Consider the following 25,527-nt stretch of genomic DNA (forward strand, 5'->3'; position numbering starts at 1 on the left):
TTGTCAATAGCCCTTCACGCAAAGGTTGTTGAGTAGACATGCGGCACCAATTCACTACCCGCCGGTAAGTCATAGAGTCGAAACATGCGCCGAGCGAAAATCGTCTGCACCCTGGGCCCCGCCACCGACTCGTACGACCAGATAAAGGCACTGGTCGACGCCGGCATGGACGTCGCCCGATTCAACCTCAGCCACGGCAGCCACGCCGATCACGAGGAGCGCTACCAGCGCGTGCGGAAGGCCTCCGACGAGACCGGCCGCAGCGTCGGCGTCCTCGCCGACCTTCAAGGCCCGAAGATCCGCCTCGGCCGCTTCACCGAAGGCCCCGTACTCCTTGAACGCGGGGACACCTTCACCATCACCGTCGAGGAGAGCGCCGAGGGCGACCGCCACCAGTGCGGCACCACCTACTCCGGCCTCGCCGCCGACGTCACCCCCGGCGAACGCATCCTCGTCGACGACGGCAAGGTGTGCCTGGAGGTCACCTCCGTCGACGGCCCCCGCGTGAACACGACGGTGATCGAGGGCGGCATGGTCTCCGACCACAAGGGCCTCAACCTCCCGGGCGTCGCGGTGTCTGTCCCCGCCCTCTCCGAGAAGGACGAGGCCGACCTGCGCTGGGCGCTGCGCACGGGCTTCGACGTCATCGCGCTTTCGTTCGTGCGGAGCGGCCGGGACATCGAGGACGTCCACCGCATCATGGACGAGGAAGGCCGCCGCCTACCGGTGATCGCCAAGGTGGAGAAGCCGCAGGCGGTCGAGGCGATCGACGACATCGTGGCCGCCTTCGACGGCATCATGGTCGCCCGCGGCGACCTGGGCGTGGAGATGCCGCTGGAACAGGTCCCGATCGTCCAGAAACGCGCCGTCAAGCTGGCCAAGCGCAACGCCAAGCCGGTGATTGTGGCGACGCAAATGCTCGACTCGATGATCGAGAACTCCCGCCCGACGAGGGCGGAGGCGTCGGACGTGGCGAACGCCGTCATCGACGGCACGGACGCGGTGATGCTGTCCGGCGAGACAAGCGTCGGCAAGTACCCCATCGAGACGGTCCGGACGATGGCGAAGATCGTCGAGGCGGCCGAGGAGGACATCCTCGTCAAGGGCCTGCCGCCCCTGACCGAACGCAACAAGCCCCGCACCCAGCCCGGCGCGGTGGCCCGCGCGGCGGCCGAGATCGGCGACTTCCTGGGCGCGAAGTTCCTGGTCGCCTTCACTCAGTCCGGCGACACGGCCCGCCGCCTGTCCCGCTACCGCTCGCCGATCCCGCTGCTGGCCTTCACACCGGAGCCGGCAACGCGTTCCCAGCTGAATCTGACGTGGGGTGTGGAGACGTTCCTGGGGCCGCACGTGGAGTCGACGGACGCGATGGTCGATCAGGTCGATGAGCTGCTGCTGAAGTACGGCCGCTGCAAGAAGGGCGACGTCGTCGTCATCACGGCGGGGTCGCCTCCGGGGGTGTCGGGGTCGACGAACATGGTGCGGGTGCATCACATCGGGGAGGACGACAGCCCCAAGTAGCCTGCGGAGGGCCCCTCTTTGGAGGGGCCCTTTGTGGTGCGGTCAGTGCTTGGGGCCTACGTGTTCGTCCATGAGGGCTACGGAGGCTTTGCGAGCGACGGAGATGTTGTAAGGGTTGCCGTTACGGGTGCACTGCGTCCAAACGATGCCGAGCTTGTCGAGGGTGTCCGTGTAGAGCTGACGGATGTCGTCGGACACGTTGGTGAAGAAGTACCGGGGGTATTCGTAGCGCTTGCGCTCACCGCCGACGAGGTGAGTCGTCCAGTTGGTGATGCGGCAGCCGTCGGAGTGGATGAGGCCCCGAATGAATTCCCAGGGGTGGGCGTCGACGATTTCCTGTTGCCAGGGTTCGAGGACGATGGAGCGCTCGTGCTTTTTGCCAGGGCCATGCTGGGGAAAGAGGCAGGGCCAGTGCCGGGAGTAGCTGGTCACCATCGCGTACCCCTGTTTCTGAAGGGTGTAGACGCCGATGCCGGGGCGAACCTGCGTGATGGCCTCGCGGCACTGCTGGAGGAGGCCGGGCCATGCATCGGCGCATGCGATGCGGAGGTAGTAGCCGGTGCCGCGTGGGTGCGCACTGATACAGCCGTCGCCGAGGTAGAGACCCAGCAGGTAGGCGTACGCACAGTTGTCAGCGGGTGGTCCAGGGTCTGGAGTTGTCATGCGAGGTAGGCGGTGGCTCCAGGCGATGCTGCCAGGAGCGGATCGCGGCGCGTGAGATGCCCGTCTCTCGGCTCACCGAATTCAGGCTGCGCCCCTGGGTAACCAGCGCGAGTGCTCGCTTGCGTGTGCTCACGTCGTACATGTGGCCACTCTGTGAGAGTGATCGCGGCGACACGCAGCAAAAAGCGGATGTTCACGAGAACGTGGACATCCGCTTCTCCAAGCCGACCTTGGAATCGAAGGAAAAGTGCCCCGGGTCGGACTCGAACCGACACTGTATGGGTTTTGAATCCATTGCCTGCTGCCAATTGGGCTACCGGGGCCCAGTAAATCGAAGGTTTACCTCGACCCACTGCCCGTCCACCATACCGTAGCTAGGTAGGCTCTTGGGAGCAGCACCCCTGCCCCTGAACGAGGAGCCCCCGTGACCGCCCCCGAGTCGCCCCAGCCCGTAGACGCGCCCGACGACGACAAGTCGCACGTGCCTCCGCTGACGACCCGTGTCGTCATTGCCGAGGACGAGGCGCTGATCCGGCTCGATCTCAAAGAGATGCTCGAAGAAGAGGGGTACACCGTCGTCGGTGAGGCCGGAGACGGTGAGCAGGCCGTCGAACTGGCCCGCGAGCACAGGCCCGACCTCGTCATCCTCGATGTGAAGATGCCGAAGCTGGACGGCATTTCGGCGGCCGAGAAGATCGCCGAGGAGAGCATCGCCCCGGTGCTGATGCTGACCGCGTTCTCGCAGCGCGACCTCGTCGAGCGGGCCCGGGACGCCGGTGCGATGGCGTACCTGGTCAAGCCGTTCAGCAAGAGCGACGTCGTGCCGGCGATCGAGATGGCCGTATCGCGGTTCACCGAGCTGAAGGAGCTGGAGAAGGAGGTCGCCGACCTCACCCTGCGCCTGGAGACGCGCAAGCTGGTGGAGCGGGCGAAGTCCGTCCTCCAGACCGAGTACGGGCTGACCGAGCCCGCCGCGTTCCGGTGGATCCAGAAGACCTCCATGGACCGCCGGATGTCGATGCAGCAGGTCGCCGAGGCCGTCATCCAGGACGCCGACGAGAAGAAGGCCGCCAAGGGCTGACGTACCTGAGAAGAACGGATGAGGCCCGCGCCCCTGACCGGGGGCACGGGCCTCACTCATGAGGGACCGGGCGATCAGTCCTCGCCGAGGTACGCCTTGCGTACCGACTCGTCGTGCAGCAGGTCCTGTCCGCTGCCGGAGAGGACGATCTTGCCGACCTCCATGACGTGGCCGTGGTCGGCCAGGGAGAGCGCGGCCTGGGCGTTCTGCTCGATGAGCAGGATGGTGGTGCCCTGGGACTTGAGCTCCTGGATGGTCGCCATGATCTTCTGCATCATGATGGGGGAGAGGCCCATGGAGGGCTCGTCCAGCATGAGCAGCTTCGGGCGGGACATCAGCGCCCGTCCCATGGCGAGCATCTGCTGCTCACCGCCGGAGAGGGTGCCCGCGGCCTGCTTGCGGCGCTCTCCGAGGATGGGGAACAGGTCGTAGGCCCGCTTGATGTCCTTCTCGATGGCCTCCTTGTCGGTGCGCAGGAACGCGCCGAGGCGGAGGTTGTCCTCGATGGTCATGCGGGGGAAGATGTGCCGGCCCTCGGGGGAGTGGGCGAGCCCCAGCGCGACGACCTTGTGGGCGGGGACCTTCTTCAGCGACTGGCCGTTGAACTTGATCTGGCCGGACAGCGGCTGGAGAAGACCGGACAGTGTGCGCAGGGTCGTGGTCTTGCCGGCACCGTTGGTGCCGATGAGGGTGACGACCTCGCCCGCTTCCACCTTGAACGAGATGCCCTTGACGGCCTCGATCTTGCCGTAGGCGACCCTGAGGTCCTCGACCTCGAGCAGTGCGGTCACTTGTCGTCCCCTTCCGTGCTGCTCTGCGCCTCGACGCCGGCCTCCGCGGCCTCGACCTCGGCGACCTCCTCCTTGCCCGGCTCGCCCTCGAAGGGCGTGCCGAGGTAGGCGGCGATGACGCGCTCGTCGGCCTGGACGACCTCGGCGGGGCCCTCGACGATCTTCTCGCCCTGGACCAGCACGGCGACCCGGTCACACAGGTTCATGATGAACCGGATGTCGTGCTCGATGACGAGGACGGCGATGCCCTGGTCCCGGATGGCGAAGATGAGCTCTTCGGCGGCCCGGGTCTCCTGCGGGTTCATACCGGCGGTGGGCTCGTCGAGGAGGAGCAGACCGGGCTCGCTCGCCAGTGCCCGGGCGATCTCCAGCTTGCGCTGTTCGCCGTAGGGCAGGTTGCGGGCGAGGTGATCGGCCTTGGCGGCGAGACCGGTGAACTCCAGGAGTTCCATGGCCCGGGCCCGGGACGCCTCCTCGGCCTTCTTGAAGCCGGGCAGGCGCAACAGGGCCGACCAGAGGCCTTCCTTGGTGCGGGTGTGCCGTCCGACCAGCACGTTCTCCAGAACGGTCATGTTGGCGAAGAGCCGGATGTTCTGGAACGTACGGGCGATGCCGGCCTGGGTGACCAGGTGCGGCTTGGGCGGCAGGACGGTGCCTTTGTAGGCGACCTTGCCCTCGGTCGGGATGTACAGGCCGGTGAGGCAGTTGAAGAAGGTCGTCTTGCCGGCGCCGTTGGGGCCGATGAGGCCGACGATCTCGCCGGTGTTGACGGTGAGGTTCACGTCGCGCACGGCGGTCAGACCGCCGAAGCGCATCGTGACGCCGGTGGCGTCGAGCACCGTCGTGGTGGTGGGTGCGGTCGTGGTGGTGGTCATGGCGGTCACGCCCCTGCCTTCGCGACGCCGGTCGCGCCTTCGGGCAATGGCTTGTCCTCCGGTACGTCGAGCTGTCCGGTCTCGTGGAATTCGAGCTGCTTCCTGCGGTCGGCGACCAGGCCTTCGGGGCGGTAGCGCATCAGCAGCATCAGCGCGATGCCGAAGAGCAGCAGCTGGTACTCCGCCATGAACTGCAGCTTGGCCGGGATCAGGTAGAGCAGCGCGGCGCCGATCAGCGGGCCGCTGATGGTGCCCATGCCGCCGAGGATGACGGCGGCGAGCAGGAAGGCCGAGTTCGGCGGAACGGAGCCGGCGAACTGGTACTGCTCGGGCGTGACGCTGTACGACACGTGCGCCTGGACGGTGCCGGCGAGGCCGGCGAGGGAGGCGCCGAGTGCGAACGCGAGGAGCTTGAGGCGGAAGCCGTTGATGCCCATCGCGGTGGCGGCGGTCTCGTCCTCGCGGATGGCGACCCAGGCGCGGCCGATGCGGGATTCCGCCGAGCGGCGGAAGACCAGGACGACGATCGCCGTGCACGCCAGCATCAGCAGGTAGTAGTTGCCGGACCGGGTGAGCTCGGTGCCCAGGACGTTGTGCGGCAGCCCGAGGTTGAACCCGAAGATCTCCAGGTCCGGGATGTTGGGGATGCCGTTGGAGCCGTTGGTGACGTCCGGTCCGCTGTTGCCGTTCAGGTTGTTCATGGTGATGCGGAAGATCTCACCGAAGCCGAGCGTCACGATGGCGAGGTAGTCGCCGCGCAGCCGCAGGGTCGGGGCACCGATCACCACGCCGAAGATCAGCGAGGCGGCGGCGCCGGTGAGAACGGCGGCCCAGAACGGGAACTCGACGCCGATGCTCGACTGCGGGGAGCCGGAGACCAGGGCGGCGGCGTAGGCGCCGACGCCGAGGAAGGCGACGTAGCCGAGGTCGAGCAGGCCGGCGAGGCCGACGACGACGTTGAGGCCCAGCGCGACCGTGGCGAAGATCAGGATGTTCGCGCCGATGAGGGCGAACTGGTCGTTGGTCTGGGTGAAGGGGAAGCAGATCGCCGCGACGAAGGCCGCCGCCATGGCCACGTTGCGGTGCTTGGCGGTGAGCGCCGAGAGCCGCTTGAGCAGGCCCGCGCGGGTCACCGCGGTGAAGCCGAACGCCGTGACGATCAGGAAGCCGATGAACAGCTCGGAGTACTCGGTGCCGATGCCGTACGCGAAGACGTACAGGCCGACGCCGAAGCCCGCGGCGATGATGAGGATCTCCACCCAGGAGGGCAGGTCCTTGGCACGGCCGGGATCGGGTGCGGTGAGCGAGTGGCGGATACGGCCCCAGAGGTTCGGGGTCGGGTCCGCGGCGCTGTAGGGCTGGTCGACCGGGAGGCCGAGGGCACCGATGACGGCGAGGAGGGCGCCGATGCCGGCGACCCAGGCACCCGGCTCCAGGTTGACCAGGCCGCCGAGCTCCTGGGTGATCGCGCCGATCGAGTAGCCCGTGGTGCCGAACACGCCGAGAGCGGCGAGCAGGACGGGGCTGTTCTTGCCGCCGGGGGTGAGCCAGCCCAGGCCCCGGATGCCGTAGCCGGAGAGGGCGAACAGCAGGGTGAGCAGGGACCCGACGAGAGTGAGGACCTGAAGGCCGCCCGGGTAGCCGGTGACGGTCAGGTTGCCCGGGAACTCCTTGGTCCAGGTCCAGGCGAGGAAGGTGCCTATGAGGGCGATGGCGGTGCCGGCGACGGTGAGTCCGCGTGCCGCGGCGTGCGGCAGCGGGATGATCGGGGTCGCCGGAGCGGTGGACACCTTGGCGGTGGCGGTGGTCTTGTCCATGGGGATGTCGGTGGTCATGGGTATCACGCCCGATCCGCGACGCGTTCGCCGAGCAGGCCTTGTGGTCTGAACAGCAGTACGAGGATGAGCAGGGCGAACGCCCACACGTCCTTCCAGGCGCCGCCGCCGAAGAGGTCCATGCCGGGGATGTCGCCGATGTAGCCGGTGGCAAGGGACTCGGCGACGCCGAGTACGAGGCCGCCGAGCATGGCGCCGTAGATGTTGCCGATGCCGCCGAGCACGGCTGCGGTGAAGGCCTTGAGGCCCATCAGGAAGCCCATGCGGAAGCCGACCTGACCGTTCTTCAGGCCGTAGGCGACGGCGGCGATGGCGGCGAACGCGGCACCGATGGCGAAGGCCATGACGATGATGCGGTCGGTGTTGATGCCCATCAGCTTGGCCGTGTCGGGGTCCTGGGCGGTGGCCTGCATGCCGCGGCCGGAGCGCGTCTTGGTGACGAACAGGCCGAGGGCGAGCATGCACAGCGGGGCGGCTATGAGGACGAAGAGGTCACCGCGCTGGATGTTGGCGCCGAGGATTTCGATCGGACCGCCGTCGAACTGCGGGAAGGGGTGGTCCTTCTTCGCGTCCGGGTACCACATCCACACGGCCTGCTGCAGGACGATGGACAGGCCGATGGCGGTGATGAGGGTGCCAGTCGTGGCGCGGTGCGCAGTGGCCGGTAGGCGAAGCGTTCCGCCGCCGTGCCGACGGCGACCGACACGAGGACGCCACCGATGATCATGAGGGGGACTGCTGCCCCGAGGCCGAAGCCCTCGGGGAGTACCAACCAGACGGTGAGGGCCCCGAACCCCCGACCATGAAGATCTCGCCGTGGGCGAAGTTGATGAGCTGGACGATGCCGTAGACCATCGTGTAGCCGATCGCGATGAGTCCGTACATCGCGCCGAGGATGAGTCCATTGGCCAGCTGTTGCGGCAGTTCGTGCACCGCAGGGCCTCCGTGGAGTGGTTCGGATATGGCGCCGCGCGGGAGCGCTGATGGGCGATCCCGCGCGGCCTGGATCAATGTGTGTTTGTGGAGTGCTGTTTACTCGTCCTCTGCTCAGCCCAGCTTGGGCTCGCCGCTGAACTCGGGCGCCCACGCGTTGCTCTTGACCTTGTACGCGGTCATCGTGTGGTTCGTGGTGTCACCGAACTCGTCGAAGGAGATGGTGCCGGTGACACCGTCGAACTTGACCTTCGCCATGGCGTCCAGGACAGCCTTGCGGCCGTCGGACGGGACCTTGCCGTCGTTGCCCTCGACCGCCAGCTTGACGGCCTCGATGATCGACCAGGTGGCGTCGTAGGTGAGGCCGCCGTACGCCTCGTAGGCGTCCTCGTAGCCGCCGGCCTCGTAGTCCTTGATGAACGCCTTGGCGGAGTCGAGCTGCTCGACCGGCTTGCCCACGGAGGTGGCGAGGTCGCCCTCGGCCTTCTTGTTCAGCTTCGGGAACTCGCCGGAGTAGATGCCGTCGCCGCCCATGAGCGGGATCTTCTGGCCGCTGTCCTTGAGCTGCTGGCTCAGCGGGCCGGCGGCCGGGTACTCGCCGCCGTAGTACAGGGCTTCGGCGCCGGTCTTCTTGATCTTGGCGACCACGGCGTTGAAGTCACGGTCGTCGGGGTTGATGTGGTCGGTGCCGACGATCTGGCCACCGGACTTGGTGAAGTTCGCCTTGAAGGACGCGGCGAGGCCGGCGCCGTAGGTCTTCTGGTCGTCGATCAGGTAGACCTTCTTGATCTTCGCCTGGTTGTACAGGTAGTCGGCGGCGAAGGCGCCCTGGATCTCGTCCGTGGTGGCCGTACGGAAGAACGTCTTGAACTGGCGGACCGAGTCGCCGGTCTTCCAGCCGTCGCCCTGGGTCAGCTCGGTGCCCGTGTTGGCGGGGGAGACCTGGGTCAGGCCGGCGTCGTTGAGCGGCTTCTGCATCTGCTGCGAGACGCTGGAGTTCAGCGGGCCGACGACGCCGAGAACGTCCTTGTTGCTGATGAACTTCTGGGCGTTCTGCTGGCCGACGGACGGCTGCGCCTGGTCGTCGAGAGCCTCGATCTTGAACTCGACGCCCTTGACGTACTCCTTCTTGTTGGCCGTCTTGGCGGCCAGGTCGGCGGAGTTCTTGATGCCGAGGCCGAGCGCCGACAGGTCGCCGGTGAGCGGGGCGTCGACACCGATCACCACAGTGGTCTTGTCGCCGTTGCTGCTGCCGCCGTCGTCGTCACGCGACCCACAAGCCGTGAGAGTCAGCGATCCCGCCGCAAGCGCGGCGGTTATGGCGATGATCGAACGTTGACGCACGAATCAGGTCCTTTCCCTGGCACGGCGGCCCCCCATGGAACTCGCCGAGTCGAGCGCTGGGTCGAAGTGAGTTCGAATCCGATGGCGCCGTGACTGGCCGTGACTCTAAGCGCGGGTGGGGAACATGGAGGAGGCTCTGACCAAGGCTGTGACGCTCTTGTTATGACACGGGGTAACGCAGAGCGGTACTCCGCGGGGGGAAGAGTGGATTTCCGGCCGATTCGCCCTGTCCACATAGTGAGAACTTGCAGCGTTCGCGCGTAGCATCTTCACGAGTGTTCACACGTTTTGGTGATTACCTGGATCGTTGCCGAAGGCTGCCCAGGGGTCTTTGCGGACGTGTGGGAAGGGTGCTCACGGGGGGAGAAGTGAGGGCCTGTATTGCAGCCGTATTACGCAGAGTTACAGCCGGGAAAGTCGGTCGGAGTTCTTCGGCTGTTTTCGTGTATGAGGCACCAAAATGGAATTGGGCATTGCCCGGCTCACCGCCTTCGGCCATCAACCCGGCGGCCGAGAGCGGGAGTCCGGGCGCCGCCCCGCTCCTGGGGGCCCCTCCCGACGTCATGCCTCGACGTTAGGCCGCCGGGCGTCCGGGTTCAACGGCGGGGTGGTGCAAGGGCGTTGCTCGCGGCGCGGAATCGAGCCGGGGGGTGCAGGCCGCCGGGCCGGGCGGCAAAGGGTGTTGCCCTCGAGGGAGTCGCCGCAAGAGGGCCCCTGTGTCGGCTCAGCCCATCGCCCGGAGCTGTTCGCCGTCGCTCGGGTTCACGTCACGCAGCAGGCAGGTCAGCCGGGCGCTGCAGACACGCCGCCCGGCCTCGTCGCTGATCACGATCTCGTACGTTGCCGTCGAGCGGCCCCGGTGCAGGGGCGTGGCCACGCCGGTGACGAGGCCGGCACGGGCGCCACGGTGGTGGGTGCAGTTCAGGTCGACGCCGACCGCGATCTTGGAGCTGCCGGCGTGCAGCATCGAGCCCACCGACCCGAGCGTCTCGGCGAGCACCGCGGACGCGCCGCCGTGCAGCAGCCCGTACGGCTGGGTGTTCCCCTCCACCGGCATGGTCCCCACGACCCGCTCGGCGGACGCTTCCACGATCTGGACACCCATGCGCGTCCCGAGGTGCCCGGCGGAGAACAGGGCCGGCAGGTCGACGCCGAGCGCGGCGTACTCGTCGATGACCTCTTGCGGGAACTTCACATGCTGCTGCTCGCCCATGGGGCCCGGCTCCGTTCGTCGTGGTGTGCGTCGACTGAGCAAACGCTCAGTCGGTCGCCGATTGTTCCAGACGCACGATCACGGACTTGCTGGCCGGGGTGTTGCTGGTGTCCGCGGTGGCATCCAGCGGGACGAGGACATTGGTCTCCGGGTAGTAGGCTGCCGCGCAGCCCCGGGCCGTCGGATAGTGGACGACACGGAAGCCGGGCGCCCGCCGCTCGACGCCGTCCTTCCACTCGCTCACCAGGTCGACGTACGAGCCGTCGGCGATGTCCAGCCGCTGCCCGTCCTCGGGGTTGATCATCACGACCCGGCGTCCGTTCGTGATGCCCCGGTACCGGTCGTCGAGGCCGTAGATCGTGGTGTTGTACTGGTCGTGCGACCGCAGGGTCTGCAGCAGCAGCCGCCCCTCGGGCACCGTCGGGTACTCGATCCCAGCCGCCGTGAAGTTGGCCTTGCCCGTCGCCGTCGGGAAGCGGCGCTCGTCGCGCGGGGCGTGGGGGAGCGTGAAGCCGCCGGGGTGGGCCACGCGCGCGTTGAAGTCCTCGAAGCCGGGGATCACGCGGGCGATACGGTCCCGGATCGTCGCGTAGTCCTTCTCGAACTCCTCCCAGGGGTGGCGCTGCTCTCGCCCAGCACGCGGCGTGCCAGGCGGCACACGATGGCCGGCTCCGACAGCAGATGCGCGCTCGCGGGCTCCAGTCGGCCCCGGGAGGCGTGCACCATGCCCATGGAGTCCTCGACCGTCACGAACTGCTCACCGCCGCCCTGGAGATCGCGCTCGGTCCGGCCGAGGGTGGGCAGGATCAGCGCACGCGCGCCCGTGACGGCGTGCGAGCGGTTGAGCTTCGTCGACACGTGCACGGTGAGCCGGGCGCGCCGCATGGCGGCCTCGGTGACGACGGTGTCCGGGGTCGCGGACACGAAGTTGCCGCCCATCGCGAAGAAGACCTTCGCCTCGCCGTCGCGCAGGGCGCGGATGGCCCGTACGACGTCGTAACCGTGCTCGCGCGGGGGCGCGAAGCCGAACTCCTTCTCCAGGGCGTCCAGGAAGGCCGGGGCGGGCCGCTCGAAGATGCCCATCGTGCGGTCGCCCTGCACGTTCGAGTGACCGCGCACCGGGCACACGCCCGCGCCCGGGCGGCCGATGTTGCCGCGCAGCAGAAGGAAGTTGACGACCTCGCGGATGGTGGGCACGGAGTGCTTGTGCTGGGTGAGGCCCATGGCCCAGCAGACGATGGTGCGCTGCGAGGCGAGGACCATGGCCATGGCCTCCTCGATCTCCGCGCGCGTGAGGCCGGTCGCCGTCAGGGTCCCGTCCCAGTCGGCGGCACGGGCGGCCGCGGCGAACTCCTCGTAGCCGTGGGTGTGTTCGCGGACGAACTCCTCGTCGACGGCGCCCTGCGTCTCAAGGATCAGCTTGTTGAGGAGGCGGAACAGGGCCTGGTCGCCGCCGATACGGATCTGCAGGAACAGATCGGTGAGGGCGGCGCCCTTGAGCATGCCCTGCGGAGTCTGCGGGTTCTTGAAGCGCTCCAGGCCTGCCTCGGGCAGCGGGTTGACGCTGATGATCTTCGCGCCGTTGGCCTTGGCCTTCTCCAGGGCGGAGAGCATGCGCGGGTGGTTCGTCCCCGGGTTCTGCCCGGCGACGATGATCAGGTCGGCCTTGTAGAGGTCCTCCAGCAGGACGCTGCCCTTGCCGACGCCGATGGTCTCGTTCAGCGCCGACCCGGAGGACTCGTGGCACATGTTCGAGCAGTCGGGCAGATTGTTGGTGCCGAGCTCACGCGCGAAGAGCTGAAAGAGGAACGCGGCCTCGTTGCTGGTGCGTCCCGAGGTGTAGAAGACGGCCTCGTCGGGGGAGCCGAGGGCGGTGATCTCCTCGCCGATGATGTCGAAGGCGCGCTCCCAGGTCACCGGCTCGTAGTGCGTGCCCCCTTCGGGGAGGTACACGGGGTGCGTGAGGCGCCCCTGCTGGCCCAGCCAGTAACCGCTCCTGGTCGCGAGATCGGCGACGGAGTGCGCGGCGAAGAACTCCGGGGTGACCCGGCGCAGGGTGGCCTCCTCGGCCACCGCCTTCGCACCGTTCTCACAGAACTCCGCCTTGTGCCGGTGGTCCGGCTCCGGCCACGCGCAGCCCGGGCAGTCGAAGCCGTTCTTCTGGTTGACGTTCAGCAGCGTCAGCATGGTGCGCTTCACGCCCATCTGCTGCTGCGCGATCCGCAAGGTGTGCCCGATGGCCGGCAGCCCCGCCGCAACATGCTTCGGCTCGGCGACCTGGGGCGCGTCCTGAACCGGATCGCCCTTGGGCGGCTTGGTGGCCATCGCGCGCTCTCCTTTGTGTACACGTGTGAGGTACATCTCCGATCCTCGCACGCGGGACCGACAACGGGGGCGGGGGCCCGGCACCCGTATCCCCTCCCTGACCGCTCGGCGAACCCCCTCCCGGGAGCCGCACCCCCCGGTGGGGACCGACTGTCAGTGGGGCGTGGCAGGATCGGGGACGTGGCAGAGACAGCATCGAAGCAGACCGAGACCAACCCCGGCGGCAGCCGGCCCCGCCTGATGCTCATGGACGGGCACTCGCTGGCCTACCGCGCGTTCTTCGCGCTGCCCGCGGAGAACTTCACGACCGCGACGGGCCAGCCGACGAACGCGATCTACGGCTTCGCGTCGATGCTGGCCAACACGCTGCGCGACGAGGCGCCCACGCACTTCGCGGTGGCCTTCGACGTGTCCCGCAAGACGTGGCGCTCCGCGGAGTTCACGGAGTACAAGGCGAACCGCTCCAAGACCCCGGACGAGTTCAAGGGCCAGGTCGAGCTGATCGGCGAGCTGCTCGACGCGATGCACGTCTCGCGGTTCGCCGTCGACGGCTTCGAGGCCGACGACGTGATCGCCACGCTCGCCACCCAGGCCGAGGCCGAAGGCTTCGAGGTGCTGATCGTCACGGGCGACCGGGACTCCTTCCAGCTGGTCAGCGAGCACACGACGGTGCTGTATCCGACCAAGGGCGTCTCCGAGCTGACTCGCTTCACCCCGGAGAAGGTCTTCGAGAAGTACGCCTTGACGCCCGCCCAGTACCCCGACTTCGCGGCCCTGCGCGGCGACCCGTCCGACAACCTGCCGGGCATCCCGGGCGTCGGCGAGAAGACGGCGGCGAAGTGGATCAACCAGTTCGGTTCGTTCGCCGAGCTGGTCGAGCGCGTCGAGGAGGTCAAGGGCAAGGCCGGCCAGAACCTGCGCGACCACCTGGAGTCGGTCAAGCTCAACCGCCGCCTGACCGAGCTGGAGCGCAACGTCGAACTGCCCAAGACCGTCGCCGAGGTCGCGCGCGTGCCGTACGACCGCAAGGCCGTCGCGATGATCCTGGACACCCTGGAGATCCGTAACCCCTCACTGCGCGAGCGACTCTTCGGCGTCGACCCCGGATCCGAGGAGGCCGAGGCCACCCCGATCTCGACCGAGGGCGTGGAGCTGGACGGCGCCGTGCTCGGTACGGGCGAGCTGGCCCCCTGGCTGGCGGAGCACGGCGGCGAGCCCCTCGGCGTGGCCACCGTCGACGCCTGGGCGCTCGGCACCGGCTCGGTCGCCGAAGTCGCCCTCGCCGCGGCCGACGGCGCGGCCGGCTGGTTCGACCCGTCGCAGCTGGACGAGGCCGACGAGAAGGCCTTCACCGCCTGGCTGGCCGACGCCGACAGGCCGAAGATCTTCCACAACGCCAAGGGCGCGATGCGGGTCTTCGCCGAGCACGGCTGGAGCATCGCCGGCGTGCGCATGGACACCGCACTCGCCGCCTACCTCGTCAAGCCGGGCCGCCGCTCCTTCGACCTGGACGCGCTGTCCCTGGAGTACCTCCACCGCGAGCTGGCCCCCGCCGCCGCGGCCGACGGCCAGCTGGCCTTCGGCGCGGACGACGGCGCCGAGGCCGAGGCGCTGATGATCCAGGCCCGCGCGGTCCTGGACCTGGGCGAGGCCTTCGAGGGCCGTCTGCAGGAGGTCGGTGCCGCGGACCTGCTCCGCGACATGGAGCTGCCGACCTCCGCCCTGCTGGCCCGCATGGAGCGGCACGGCATCGCGGCCGACCGGGCGCACCTGGAGGCCATGGAGCAGATGTTCGCGGGCGCCGTGCAGCAGGCCGTGAAGGAGGCGCACGCCGCGGCCGGGCACGAGTTCAACCTGGGCTCGCCCAAGCAGCTCCAGGAGGTCCTCTTCGGCGAACTCGCCCTGCCGAGGACGAAGAAGACGAAGACGGGCTACACGACGGACGCCGACGCCCTGGCCTGGCTGGCCACCCAGACCGACAACGAACTGCCGGTCATCATGCTCCGCCACCGCGAGCAGGCGAAGCTCCGTGTCACCGTCGAGGGCCTGATCAAGACGATCGCGGCGGACGGCCGTATCCACACGACCTTCAACCAGACGGTCGCGGCGACCGGCCGCCTCTCCTCGACCGACCCGAACCTGCAGAACATCCCGGTCCGCACGGACGAGGGCAGGGCGATCCGCCGGGGCTTCGTGGTCGGCGAGGGCTTCGAGTCCCTGATGACCGCGGACTACAGCCAGATCGAACTGCGCGTGATGGCCCACCTCTCCGAGGACGAGGGCCTCATCGAGGCGTTCACCTCGGGCGAGGACCTGCACACCACGGCGGCCTCGCAGGTGTTCGCCGTGGAGCCCGCCGCGGTGGACGCGGAGATGCGCCGCAAGATCAAGGCGATGTCGTACGGCCTGGCCTACGGGCTGTCGGCCTTCGGCCTCTCCCAGCAGCTGAACATCGACGCCGGCGAGGCCCGCGCGCTGATGGACGCCTACTTCGAGCGCTTCGGCGGCGTCCGTGACTATCTGCGCCGCGCCGTCGACGAGGCCCGGGCGACGGGCTACACGGCGACGCTCTTCGGCCGCCGCCGCTACCTCCCCGACCTCAACAGCGACAACCGCCAGCGCCGCGAGGCGGCCGAGCGCATGGCCCTCAACGCGCCCATCCAGGGCACGGCGGCGGACATCGTCAAGATCGCCATGCTCAACGTCGACCGGGCCCTGCGGGAGGAGAACCTCACCTCCCGCATGCTCCTCCAGGTCCACGACGAAATCGTCCTGGAAATCGCCCCGGGCGAGCGCCAGGCCGCCGAGGCACTGGTCCGCCGGGAAATGTCCGACGCCGTCCACCTCAACGTCCCCCTGGGCGTCTCGGTAGGCGCGGGCCCGGACTGGGAGTCGGCGGCCCACTAGTCGCCAACGCAGGCCCTCCCGTCAATGCCGGGCAGATTGGCATCCTGCCCGGCATCCGGTGGCGCTTTGGAGGGACGGACCCACAACGCGCCCCAAAGGGGCGCGGGGAACTGCGCGACCAGCCACAAACGACCCGCGGCCCAAGACAACCGCCACCCCGCAGACGCTCGGATTCCGCCCAACCCCCGGAGGGACCCGTCACTCGCGTGGCCCCCGCAGAAGCGCTCCCTCCGCCCCCCGCCCGTAAGGATGCGGGCATGGGTATACGCACGCTCAACCGCCGGACGGCCCCGGCATCGGCGAACGCGAACACCGAAGACGCCCCCACAGCGCGCCCCACGGTCCCACTCGTCGCCTCCGGCGCAAGCACCGCCCGCATCCCCGCCGACCTGATGGGAGCTCTGCGGCACAGGGCGGCAACCCTCCGGGGCTACCTGGCCCTCGCCCGCACCGCACTCCCACGCTGCCGCCCCGGCCGTTCGGGCCGTATCGTCACCATGTCCGTCGCGACGGCCGCAACCGTCACCGAGCCCCCGGACGGCTCGGCTCGCGACCGGCCCCATCCGCATCCGCACCCGAACTGCCAGGGCCCCGGACCGGACGCCACACCCTGACGCCCACGGCGTACAGCACCAACCCCAGAACGAGCCCCGCGCCCGCTCCGAAGCACAGCGTGGGAATCAGCTCCCAGTACTTCGCGGTGGACCCCCAGTAGGCCCACCAGCGCGCCGCCCGCTGCACGGCCGCCACCGCGGCACACCCGCCGATCACCACAGCGGCCCACCACCGGTCCCGTACCGAGAGCACCGGAACACCGACCGGCGCGACCGCACCGGTCCGCCGCAGCGCCACGATCACGAACGCGGCGATGACGACCGCGGCCACCGCCGAACCGCCGTACTGCAGATACCAGTACAGCGGAGATCCCGCGATCTCCTCGCCCAGGACGGGAAAGAGCCGCATCCCCCAGCGGTCGAGATGGGTGAACGCGTCCCACACGACATGCGTCAGCGAGCCGAGGACGGCCGAGACGTACCAGCGCAGCGCCGACGACGGCCGTACACGCGTGCGTGGCGCCCCGCAGCGCAACAGTGTGGCCGGCCGTGCCTGTCGCCGCGGCGGCAGCAGTGCCACCAGCGGCTCGCGCAGCAGGAGCCACAGGCCCACCAGCGCCCAGGCGACCGCCGCATCGACGGTGAACACACCCGCGAACGAGTGCGTGACATCGCCGAACTTCATCGCCTCCGGCAGGACACTCGCCACGTAATAGGTCATGTCGGGAGAGAACGACCCCGCCACCAGTGCGGCCGGTACGAGTGCCAGGCGGCCGGTTCCGTCGGTACGTATGCCGGGCAGTACGGCCGCCGCGTGGCTGAGCGTGAACGGCAACGGGGCTCCTCGTGCGGGGTGTTGGCGGGGCGCATCGGCCCCGGGCGTCGGCGAAGCCAGTATGAGGGACATCCGACGGACAGCCCGCATGTGGCCAACTGGTAAAAATCGGGCACCAACGGGTGCCCTCGCAAAGGAAGTTGTCGTAGTGTCGCCTGGGTCGCCGAGCCGGGGGCATGCGGCCGAACAGATGAACAGCGACTAAAAGCGTGCCGCGAGGGCAACTGTCGCGGCGAGTCGATCGTCACAACAGGGGTGGGCTCGGCACGGCGAGCCCGGCCGGCAGGCAGAGTCGGGCGCCCGGGCGTCCACGGGAGGGGTCCATTTCATGGCGGCGCAATTCGGCAGGCTCCGCAAGGGGCGGTGAACACCACGGTGGCCGCGGTCGTGGTCGCGGCACTGGCCGCGTCCCAGGCTCCGGGAGTGATAACTGACGACGCCGGCAGAAGAGTCACCACCGGCACCCAGCCCTCCCCCGACACACCCGCCGAGGACAGCGCGACCGGCAACTCGCCGTACTACACGGACCTGCCGCCGCTGAACAGCCCCAACCCCTCGCCGTCCGCCGACACCCCCGTCGACCCGGGCGTCACCGAGGCGGGCATCCCCGCGACCGTCCTCGACGCGTACAAGAGGGCCCAGACCGCACTCCAGCAGGCCAAGCCCGGCTGCAACCTGCCCTGGGAGCTCCTCGCCGCGATCGGCAAGGTCGAATCGGGCCAGGCCCGCGGCGGCCGCGTCAACGCCGACGGCACCACGACCTCCCCGATTCTCGGCCCGCAGCTCAACGGCAACGGCTTCGCGAACATCGGCGACACCGACAACGGCGCCTACGACGGGGACAGCTCGTACGACCGTGCCGTCGGCCCCATGCAGTTCATCCCCTCCACCTGGGAGTGGGCCGGCCGCGACGGCAACGGCGACGGCAAGAAGGACCCCAACAACATCTACGACGCCGCGCTCGCCGCCGGCCACTACCTGTGCCGCTTCGGCTGGGACCTGTCCACCCAGGGCGACCTCGACAGCGCGATCCTCAGCTACAACAACTCGCGGGACTACCTCAACCTCGTCATGACGTGGCTGGAGTACTACCGCAAGGGCACCCACGAGATCCCGGACGGCACCGGTACCCTCCCGTCGGACCGCAGCGACGACACGGCGGGCGCGAGCCCCACGCCGACCCAGCCCACGACGCCCGGCACGCCGACGACACCGACGACGCCGAGCAGCCCCAAGCCGGGCGGCGACAACGGCACGACCAGCCCCAAGCCGCCGCCGGGCACCACGCCGCCGCCGGGCACCACGCCGCCGAGCACGACGCCTCCCACGCCCACCGACACCGTGCACCACCTGGAGGACGCGGGCACCGCCAAGCTCACCGCGATGGCCGGCGACACCTTCACCGAGAAGATCGGGACCCGCGCCGAGACCAAGGCCGGCAAGACCGTCGCCAAGGTCCGGGTCCGCTTCACGATCATCGGTCCCACCGACGCCACCTTCAGCACCGGCGAGAAGTACGCGACCGCGCTGACCAACAGCGCCGGCGAGGCGACCGCGCCCGCGCTCAAGGCGGGTGAGGGCACCGGCGACTTCGTGGTCCGCGCCACGGTCGTGGGCCGTATGGTCACCGGCCTCGACTACGCGGCCACCGTCACCGAGCGCGCCGCCGACACCCTGACCCGCACCAGCGAGACCGCGCTGACCTGCACGCCCGGCGGCGAGTTCGCCGACCAGGTCGAGGTGAAGGCCACCTACAAGGGCGCCGTGGCGGACAAGGTCGCGGCCACCGCCACGCTCATCAAGTCGGCGGACGACCCGGCCGAGAACGACAAGGGCCCCTACTTCAAGGACGCCGACAGCAAGGCCGTACGCACCCTGACCGGCCTGACGACGGACGCGAAGGGCCTGCTCAAGCTGCCGAAGCTGTACGCCGACGACACCACCGGCACGTTCCTGCTCCGCATCAACACGGCAGGCGGCGCGACCCTGACCGTCGAGCTGAAGGTGGCGGCGGCCGAGACATCGCCCAGCCCGACGCCGTCGGCATCGGAATCGGCGTCCGGATCGGCATCACCGAGCCCGAGCGCGTAAGCGCCGCGGAGTCCACCGAAGGGCGCCCCCCGCTACGGCGGACGGGGCGCCCTTTCTTCATGCGCGTGTTCATGCGCGCAACGTGTTCTCATCTCGCCCGCCCGTTGCTACGGTGCCGAACCTGACGACGTATCAGATGTGGCAGTCCCGGACTGACAGTCGGGGATTGTCACAGTCCGGGATTCGGGAGACCGTATGCGCGCCCTGATCGCCGCCGCGACCGGTCTCGTCGCCGCGCTCGCCCTGGTCCTCGCGATGACCGCGATGGGGTCACCGGCGGGTGAGACATCCCCCAAGCCGCTGCTGACGACGGTGCCCACACACCCGTAACCGCCCGCCCGGGAGGGAGGCCGAGATGCGCCGCAAGGCCGGCCTGGTCCTGCTCGCCCTTGCCGTGTTCTTCGCGGCGCTGTCCCCGCTGCTGCGCTGGTACGCCTTCCCGCGCCTGGCCAAGATCCCGGCCAACCAGTACCAGGACATGGTCCTGGAGGCGAAGGACGCGACCCTGCTCGACTACGGCACGATGAAGGCCCGCAAGGTCTCCAAGGTCACCATCGTGCAGACGCTCAAGGGCAACGTCGAAGCCTCGGAGAAGATCGAGAAGACGGCCGGCAAGGACGTGGTGGTCTGGGACGGCCTGTCCTACGTCGTCGGCCCCGACGGCAAGATGGTCTCCAAGATCCCCGAGCGCTACATCTTCGACGCCCACACCCAGGAACCCGTCCACGCCACCGGCGAGATGGTCGACGGCGACCCGGTCAAGCGGCAGGGCATCGAGTTCAAGTGGCCCTTCCTGACGGAGAAACGGGACTACGAGTACTTCGACGCGCAGGCCCGTATCACCGCCCCCATCCACTACAAGGGCACCCAGAACTTCCGCGGCGTCGAGGTCTACTACTTCGAGCAGACCATCCCGTGGACCAAGGTCAGGTTCCCCAAGACCATGCCGGTCGAGGGCATCACCCCGGAGTCGGTCGCCAAGACCGGCACGACCCGCTGGTACACCACCGTCCGCAAGTTCTGGGTCGAACCGCTCACCGGAGCGCCCGTCTACGGCGAGGAGATCCACAAGGAGGAACTGCGCGGCGGCACCCTGCTCGGGGACCGCGACAAGGTGACGGCGTTCGCCGGCCACGTGAAGATGCGCGAGGACTACATCGTCTCCACGGTGGACCTGGTCAAGTCCAACCGCACGCTGGTCCTGCTGCTGACGTCGTATCTCCCGTGGGGCTTCCTGACCCTGGGCCTGCTGCTCCTGGCGCTGTCCCTCTACCTGGAGGCACGCAGCCGCCGCCCCGGAGACCCGGAACCGACGAAGGACACCGAACCGGAACCCGTCAGCGCCTGAGCCTGGAGTTCGTGTGCCGGGTCGGCTCGGCGGAGGCGGGGTCCTCGGGCCACGGGTGCTTCGGATAACGCCCGCGCAGCTCCGCCCGTACGCCCTTGTAGCCGTCCCTCCAGAAGGAGGCGAGGTCCGCGGTCACGGCGGCGGGCCGGCCCGCGGGGGAGAGCAGGTGGACGAGGAGCGGCACGCCGGCGACGGACGGCGACTCGTGCAGTCCGAACATCTCCTGCAACTTCACGGCGAGGACGGGCTGTTCGGGGTTGCCGTAGTCGATCCGGATTCTGGACCCACTGGGTACGGCCATCCGCTCGGGTGCCAGCTCGTCGAGCCGCCCGGCCTCCCCGGAGGCCCACGGCAGCAGCCTGGTGAGCGCTTGAGCGGCGTCGATCCGCGCCAGATCGGCCCGCCGCCGCGCCCGGCTCAGCTCGGGCTCCAACCACTCGTCCGCGCGCGCGTGGAGCGCGTCGTCGCGGACGTCGGGCCAGGGCGCACCGAGGTGGAGGTGAAGGAAGGCGAGCCGCTGCCGCAGTACGGCGGCGTCGGGGGACCACCGCAACAGGCCGAGCCCTTCCTGCCGCAGCCCTTCGAGGAGCGCATCGCGTACGAGCACGGGGTCGGCGTCCCGCAAGGGCCGCGCCGCGAGCTCGATCGCCCCGAGCCGCTCGACCCGCCGGGCGACGACGTCCCCGTCGGCCCAGTGGACCTCCTGGCTCTCGGAGTGCAGAGAGGCCGCCGCGGACCGGGCCATGTCCTCGTCCGCCACGGCGGCGAGCTGCACACGCGCGTGCCCCTTGCCGACGGGACGGTCGGCGACGGCCACGGCGATCCACGGGGCGCCGCTCAGCGGGCTGCCGGCACCGAGTTCGGCGCGGGTGCCGGAGGCCATGAGGTAGGAACCGCCGTCGGCCTTGGCCACCCGCTCGGGGAAGGCGAGGGCGGCGACGAGGCTCGCGGTGCGGTCGTCCACGCTCCGCGCGGCCGAGGTCTCGCTGTTCGCCCGCAAACGCCGCACCTCCGCCCGCCAGCGCCCCGCATAGGCGTCACCGCCACGCCGAGCCGCCCGCAGAACGCCGGCCAGGTCGTCCCCGTACTCCCTCGGGGCCTCCTCACTGAGCAGCGCGACCGCCTCGGCACCCGCACCGGATGTGTCCAGGAGCGCCCGGCCCAGCCGGGGATGCAGCCCCAGCCGGGACAGCCCAGCGCCCCGGGCCGTGGCCCGCCCGTCGCAGTCCACCGCACCGATGGCCGTCAGTACGCTCCTCGCCGCAGCCATCGCCCCACTCGGCGGCGGGTCCAGCAGCGCCAGCCCGGTCGCGTCCGGATCGCCCCAGCACGCCGCCTGCAACGCGAACGCCGTCAGGTCGGCCACCTTGATCTCCGGCGACGGGAACCGCGGCAGCCGCACGTCCTCCGCCGCCGCCCAGCACCGGTACACCGCACCCGGTGCCTCACGCCCGGCCCGTCCCGCCCGCTGCCGGCCGGCCGCCTGCGAGGCCCGTACCGCCGTCAGCGCGCTCAGCCCGCGCGCGTGATCGACCCGCGGCTCCCGCGCCAGTCCGGAGTCGACGACCACACGCACCCCGGGAACCGTCAGTGACGACTCCGCGACGGACGTCGCCAGCACCACCCGGCGCCGCTCCCCGCCGGTCAGCACCGCGTCCTGCACGGCCGCCGGCGCCCGCCCGTGCACGTGCAGCACCTCGACGTCCCCGAGATCCCCCAGCTGCCCGGCCACCCGCGCGATCTCGCCGGCACCCGGCAGGAAACACAGCACGTCCCCTGCCCGCTCGGCCAGCGCGCGCCGTACCGTCGACGCCACATGCGTCAGCAGCGCCGGGTCGACCCGCATGCCGTGCGGGGGCCGTACGGGACGTGTCGGCGGTGCCCACACCACCTCCACGGCGTGCGCGACGCCCTCCGCCTCCACCACCGGAGCGTCGCCCAGCAGGCGCGCCCACCCCTGCGCGTCCGTCGTCGCGGACGCGGCCACCAGCCGCAGCTCCGGCCGCAGCGTCTGACGTACGTCCCACAGGAACGCCGCCACCGTGTCCGCGTCCAGATGCCGCTCGTGGCACTCGTCGAGTACGACGGCGTCGATGCGCGCCAGCTCCTGGTCGCGCTGCAAACGCTGCAACAGCACACCGGTCGTGACGACCTCCACGCGCGTGTGCCGTCCGACGACCCGTTCGCCGCGCACGGTGTAGCCGACGCTTTCGCCGGCCTTCTCGCCGAGCAGCCACGCCATCCGCCGCGCGGCGGCCCGGGCCGCGATCCGCCGCGGCTCCGCCACGACCACCCGCCGCGCCGGTCCCTCGCCGAGCAGCCCGGCCAGCACCAGCGGCACCAGGGTGGTCTTGCCGGTGCCGGGCGGCGCGACGAGCACCGCGGTGCCGTGCGTGTCCAGAGCGTCGTTCAGACCGGGCAGGACAGCGCGTACGGGCAGCGCGTCCAGGGCGTCGTAACGGATCACGCTCTCAGTCTCTCCCCCTGCCTCCGGCCGAGGGTGCCCCCATCTCGCTTCGCTCGCACACGAAGATCGCCGTCCCCGGGATCAGGTTCCCGCGCAGCGGCGACCAGCCGCCCCACTCCGAGGTGTTCCAGGCAGGCCACTCCGGCTCCACCAGGTCCACCAGCCGCAACCCCGCCGCCACGACGTCCCGGACCCGGTCGCCGATCGTGCGGTGATGCTCGACGTAGACCGCGCGGCCCTCGTCGTCCTGCTCGACGTAAGGAGTGCGGTCGAAGTAGGAGGCCGAGACGGACAGACCCTCCGGGCCCGGCTCGTCGGGGAACGCCCAGCGGATGGGATGGGTGACGGAGAAGACGAGCCGCCCTCCCGGCCGCAGCACCCGGCGCACCTCCTTCAGCACCAGCACCGGGTCGGCCACGAACGGCAGCGCGCCGTACGCCGAGCACACCAGGTCGAAGGAGGCGTCGGCGAAGGGGAGGGCGCCCGCGTCGGCGCACACCAGGGGGAACGCACCGCCGATGCGCAGCGCGTGCTGGAGCTGGCGGTGGGAGATGTCGAGGGCGACCGGGCGGGCCCCCTGCGCGGTCAGCCAGCGCGAGCACTGGGCCGCGCCGGCGCCGATCTCCAGGACGTCCTTGCCCTTGAGGTCCTCCGGCGGGCCGAGCAGCTCGGCCTCCACCTCGTCCAGGCCCTCGGGACCCCAGACGAATCGGTTGTCGCCGAGGAACGTGCCGTGCTCGGTCTGGTACTCGTCCGCGTTCCGGTCCCACCAGCCACGGTTGGCGTGCGAGCTCTCCGCGACGCCGGACTCACGGCGCGTGGCCTCCGGTTCGTACTCTTGGATGATCGGCTCCCTCGTCGTACTCTTCCGTCACCTGAACGGCGCGGGGCCCTCACGGGGGTGTCACGTGAGGGGTGCTCCAAGGCCTGCGTGGCCTCAGGAGACAGGTTTTGTGCCGGGTATGCGGTGATCCGCCCCGGGTGGGCGGCTTCGCGCATTGACCCTGTCCGGCTGCCCCCGTATGCTACAAGTTGCGCTGTGGGCCTGCGCACCTCAGACGTAGCAGGCTGCGCTCGCATCTGTTGTATGTCCCCTCGGTTTTCGAGGCGCCATCACCTTTCCCTGGTGGGGCGCTTCCTTGGCTGTCCGGCTTCTTCAGAGCGATACGGGCTCCCGGCGTAGCAGTACCTACGACTTCAATGTCCGTACCGGAGCCCTTTCCCACATGACGAGCAGCACCGAGACCACCGCCACCACCCCGCAGGTTGCGGTCAACGACATCGGTAACGAGGAAGCTTTCCTCGCCGCGATCGACGAGACGATCAAGTACTTCAACGACGGCGACATCGTCGACGGCGTCATCGTGAAGGTCGACCGGGACGAGGTCCTGCTCGACATCGGTTACAAGACCGAAGGCGTTATCCCGAGCCGTGAGCTCTCGATCAAGCACGACGTCGACCCCAACGAGGTCGTCGCCGTCGGTGACGAGATCGAAGCCCTTGTTCTCCAGAAGGAGGACAAGGAAGGCCGCCTGATCCTCTCGAAGAAGCGCGCCCAGTACGAGCGTGCCTGGGGCACCATCGAGAAGATCAAGGAAGAGGACGGGATCGTCACCGGTACCGTCATCGAGGTCGTCAAGGGTGGTCTCATCCTCGACATCGGCCTCCGTGGCTTCCTCCCGGCCTCCCTGGTCGAGATGCGCCGCGTTCGCGACCTCCAGCCCTACGTGGGCAAGGAGCTCGAGGCCAAGATCATCGAGCTGGACAAGAACCGCAACAACGTGGTCCTGTCCCGCCGTGCCTGGCTGGAGCAGACCCAGTCCGAGGTGCGCCAGACGTTCCTCACGACCCTCCAGAAGGGTCAGGTCCGTTCCGGCGTCGTCTCCTCGATCGTCAACTTCGGTGCCTTCGTGGACCTGGGTGGCGTCGACGGTCTGGTCCACGTCTCCGAGCTGTCCTGGAAGCACATCGACCACCCCTCCGAGGTTGTCGAGGTCGGCCAGGAAGTCACCGTCGAGGTTCTCGACGTCGACATGGACCGCGAGCGTGTCTCCCTGTCGCTGAAGGCGACGCAGGAGGACCCGTGGCAGCAGTTCGCCCGGACCCACCAGATCGGTCAGGTCGTCCCGGGTAAGGTCACCAAGCTGGTTCCGTTCGGTGCGTTCGTCCGCGTGGACGAGGGCATCGAGGGTCTGGTCCACATCTCCGAGCTGGCCGAGCGCCACGTGGAGATCCCGGAGCAGGTCGTCCAGGTCAACGACGAGATCTTCGTCAAGGTCATCGACATCGACCTCGAGCGCCGCCGCATCAGCCTCTCGCTGAAGCAGGCCAACGAGTCCTTCGGTGCCGACCCGGCCTCGGTCGAGTTCGACCCGACCCTGTACGGCATGGCCGCGTCGTACGACGACCAGGGCAACTACATCTACCCCGAGGGCTTCGACCCCGAGACCAACGACTGGCTCGAGGGCTACGAGACCCAGCGCGAGGCTTGGGAGGGCCAGTACGCCGAGGCGCAGCAGCGCTTCGAGCAGCACCAGGCCCAGGTCATCAAGTCCCGCGAGGCGGACGCTGCGGCTGCCGCCGAGGGTGGCGACACGGCGGGTGCGGCTCCGGCCGCGTCCGGTGGTGGCGGTTCGTACTCCTCCGAGGGCCCGGACAACTCCGGCGCGCTTGCCTCGGACGAGGCGCTTGCCGCGCTGCGCGAGAAGCTGGCGGGCGGCCAGAGCTGAACGCCGGCCGCTGAG

14 protein-coding genes, 1 tRNA gene and 4 pseudogenes are annotated in these 25,527 nt (G+C 69.4%); 7 read left to right on the forward strand and 12 right to left on the reverse strand.

Annotated elements, in window-relative coordinates; translation table 11 throughout:
- The first annotated feature begins 84 nt into the window (after window positions 1–84).
- Window positions 85–1,521: a pyruvate kinase gene (pyk, locus tag OHO27_RS31980; protein ID WP_328428437.1), complete on the forward strand. Its 1,437-nt coding sequence runs from the start codon at window positions 85–87 to the stop codon at window positions 1,519–1,521.
- A 42-nt stretch (window positions 1,522–1,563) separates the two neighbouring features.
- On the opposite strand, the pseudogene OHO27_RS31985 reads toward pyk, so the two are convergent.
- Both OHO27_RS31985 and OHO27_RS31990 read right to left on the reverse strand, forming a co-directional pair.
- Window positions 1,564–2,326 (reverse strand): annotated as a pseudogene (locus OHO27_RS31985) (transcriptional regulator).
- A gap of 106 nt (window positions 2,327–2,432) precedes the next feature.
- Window positions 2,433–2,507: transfer RNA gene (locus OHO27_RS31990), tRNA-Leu, on the reverse strand.
- A gap of 101 nt (window positions 2,508–2,608) precedes the next feature.
- Between OHO27_RS31990 and OHO27_RS31995 the strand changes: the two genes are divergently transcribed.
- Entirely contained in the window at window positions 2,609–3,265 is a 657-nt protein-coding gene (locus OHO27_RS31995; protein ID WP_328428438.1) for an ANTAR domain-containing response regulator, read from the forward strand.
- A 74-nt stretch (window positions 3,266–3,339) separates the two neighbouring features.
- Here OHO27_RS31995 and OHO27_RS32000 read toward each other — a convergent pair whose 3' ends face one another.
- From OHO27_RS32000 to OHO27_RS32030, 7 genes and pseudogenes are all read right to left on the reverse strand, one after another.
- On the reverse strand, window positions 3,340–4,056 hold the full coding sequence (locus OHO27_RS32000; protein WP_328428439.1) for an ABC transporter ATP-binding protein: 717 nt from the start codon (window positions 4,054–4,056) through the stop codon (window positions 3,340–3,342).
- Window positions 4,053–4,931, reverse strand: coding sequence for an ABC transporter ATP-binding protein (locus tag OHO27_RS32005; RefSeq protein WP_328428440.1), 879 nt, complete (start codon window positions 4,929–4,931; stop codon window positions 4,053–4,055). The genes OHO27_RS32000 and OHO27_RS32005 overlap by 4 nt, the downstream gene beginning before the upstream one ends.
- Before the next feature lie 5 nt (window positions 4,932–4,936).
- Complete coding sequence (locus OHO27_RS32010) at window positions 4,937–6,748, reverse strand: branched-chain amino acid ABC transporter permease (RefSeq protein WP_328430615.1); 1,812 nt, start codon at window positions 6,746–6,748, stop codon at window positions 4,937–4,939.
- A 23-nt stretch (window positions 6,749–6,771) separates the two neighbouring features.
- Window positions 6,772–7,699, reverse strand: a pseudogene (locus tag OHO27_RS32015) (branched-chain amino acid ABC transporter permease).
- A 114-nt stretch (window positions 7,700–7,813) separates the two neighbouring features.
- Entirely contained in the window at window positions 7,814–9,043 is a 1,230-nt protein-coding gene (locus OHO27_RS32020; RefSeq protein WP_443059638.1) for a branched-chain amino acid ABC transporter substrate-binding protein, read from the reverse strand.
- A 724-nt stretch (window positions 9,044–9,767) separates the two neighbouring features.
- Complete coding sequence (locus tag OHO27_RS32025) at window positions 9,768–10,256, reverse strand: PaaI family thioesterase (protein ID WP_328428441.1); 489 nt, start codon at window positions 10,254–10,256, stop codon at window positions 9,768–9,770.
- Between the two features lie 46 nt (window positions 10,257–10,302).
- A pseudogene (locus OHO27_RS32030) lies at window positions 10,303–12,581 on the reverse strand (FdhF/YdeP family oxidoreductase).
- Between the two features lie 180 nt (window positions 12,582–12,761).
- On the opposite strand from OHO27_RS32030, the gene polA reads away from it, so the two are divergent.
- Complete coding sequence (gene polA / locus OHO27_RS32035) at window positions 12,762–15,488, forward strand: DNA polymerase I (RefSeq protein ID WP_328428442.1); 2,727 nt, start codon at window positions 12,762–12,764, stop codon at window positions 15,486–15,488.
- Between the two features lie 522 nt (window positions 15,489–16,010).
- On the opposite strand, the gene OHO27_RS32040 is transcribed toward polA, so the two are convergent.
- Entirely contained in the window at window positions 16,011–16,877 is an 867-nt protein-coding gene (locus OHO27_RS32040; RefSeq protein ID WP_328428443.1) for a DUF4184 family protein, read from the reverse strand.
- 328 nt (window positions 16,878–17,205) lie between these two features.
- Between OHO27_RS32040 and OHO27_RS32045 the strand changes: the two are divergent.
- The 3 genes and pseudogenes from OHO27_RS32045 to OHO27_RS32055 all read left to right on the forward strand — a co-directional run bounded on the left by OHO27_RS32045 (window position 17,206) and on the right by OHO27_RS32055 (window position 20,316).
- Window positions 17,206–18,968, forward strand: a pseudogene (locus OHO27_RS32045) (lytic transglycosylase domain-containing protein).
- A gap of 195 nt (window positions 18,969–19,163) precedes the next feature.
- Window positions 19,164–19,298, forward strand: a complete 135-nt coding sequence (locus OHO27_RS32050; protein ID WP_328428444.1) for an SPW_0924 family protein — start codon at window positions 19,164–19,166, stop codon at window positions 19,296–19,298.
- 25 nt (window positions 19,299–19,323) lie between these two features.
- Window positions 19,324–20,316, forward strand: coding sequence for a DUF3068 domain-containing protein (locus tag OHO27_RS32055; RefSeq protein WP_328428445.1), 993 nt, complete (start codon window positions 19,324–19,326; stop codon window positions 20,314–20,316).
- Here OHO27_RS32055 and hrpB read toward each other — a convergent pair.
- Together hrpB and OHO27_RS32065 are read right to left on the reverse strand one after the other, a co-directional pair.
- A complete protein-coding gene (gene hrpB, locus OHO27_RS32060) occupies window positions 20,306–22,783 on the reverse strand; it encodes an ATP-dependent helicase HrpB (protein ID WP_328428446.1) in 2,478 nt (825 codons plus the stop codon). The two genes, OHO27_RS32055 and hrpB, sit on opposite strands and share 11 nt — an antisense overlap.
- A gap of 4 nt (window positions 22,784–22,787) precedes the next feature.
- Window positions 22,788–23,630 carry a class I SAM-dependent methyltransferase gene (locus OHO27_RS32065; protein WP_328430617.1) on the reverse strand — a complete coding sequence of 281 codons (843 nt, stop codon included), beginning with the start codon at window positions 23,628–23,630 and terminating at the stop codon, window positions 22,788–22,790.
- Between the two features lie 379 nt (window positions 23,631–24,009).
- On the opposite strand from OHO27_RS32065, the gene rpsA reads away from it, so the two are divergent.
- Window positions 24,010–25,512: a 30S ribosomal protein S1 gene (gene rpsA / locus OHO27_RS32070; protein ID WP_328428447.1), complete on the forward strand. Its 1,503-nt coding sequence runs from the start codon at window positions 24,010–24,012 to the stop codon at window positions 25,510–25,512.
- Window positions 25,513–25,527 lie beyond the last annotated feature (15 nt).

The sequence above is a fragment of the Streptomyces sp. NBC_00443 genome, from assembly GCF_036014175.1.
Taxonomy (GTDB): Bacteria; Actinomycetota; Actinomycetes; order Streptomycetales; family Streptomycetaceae; genus Streptomyces.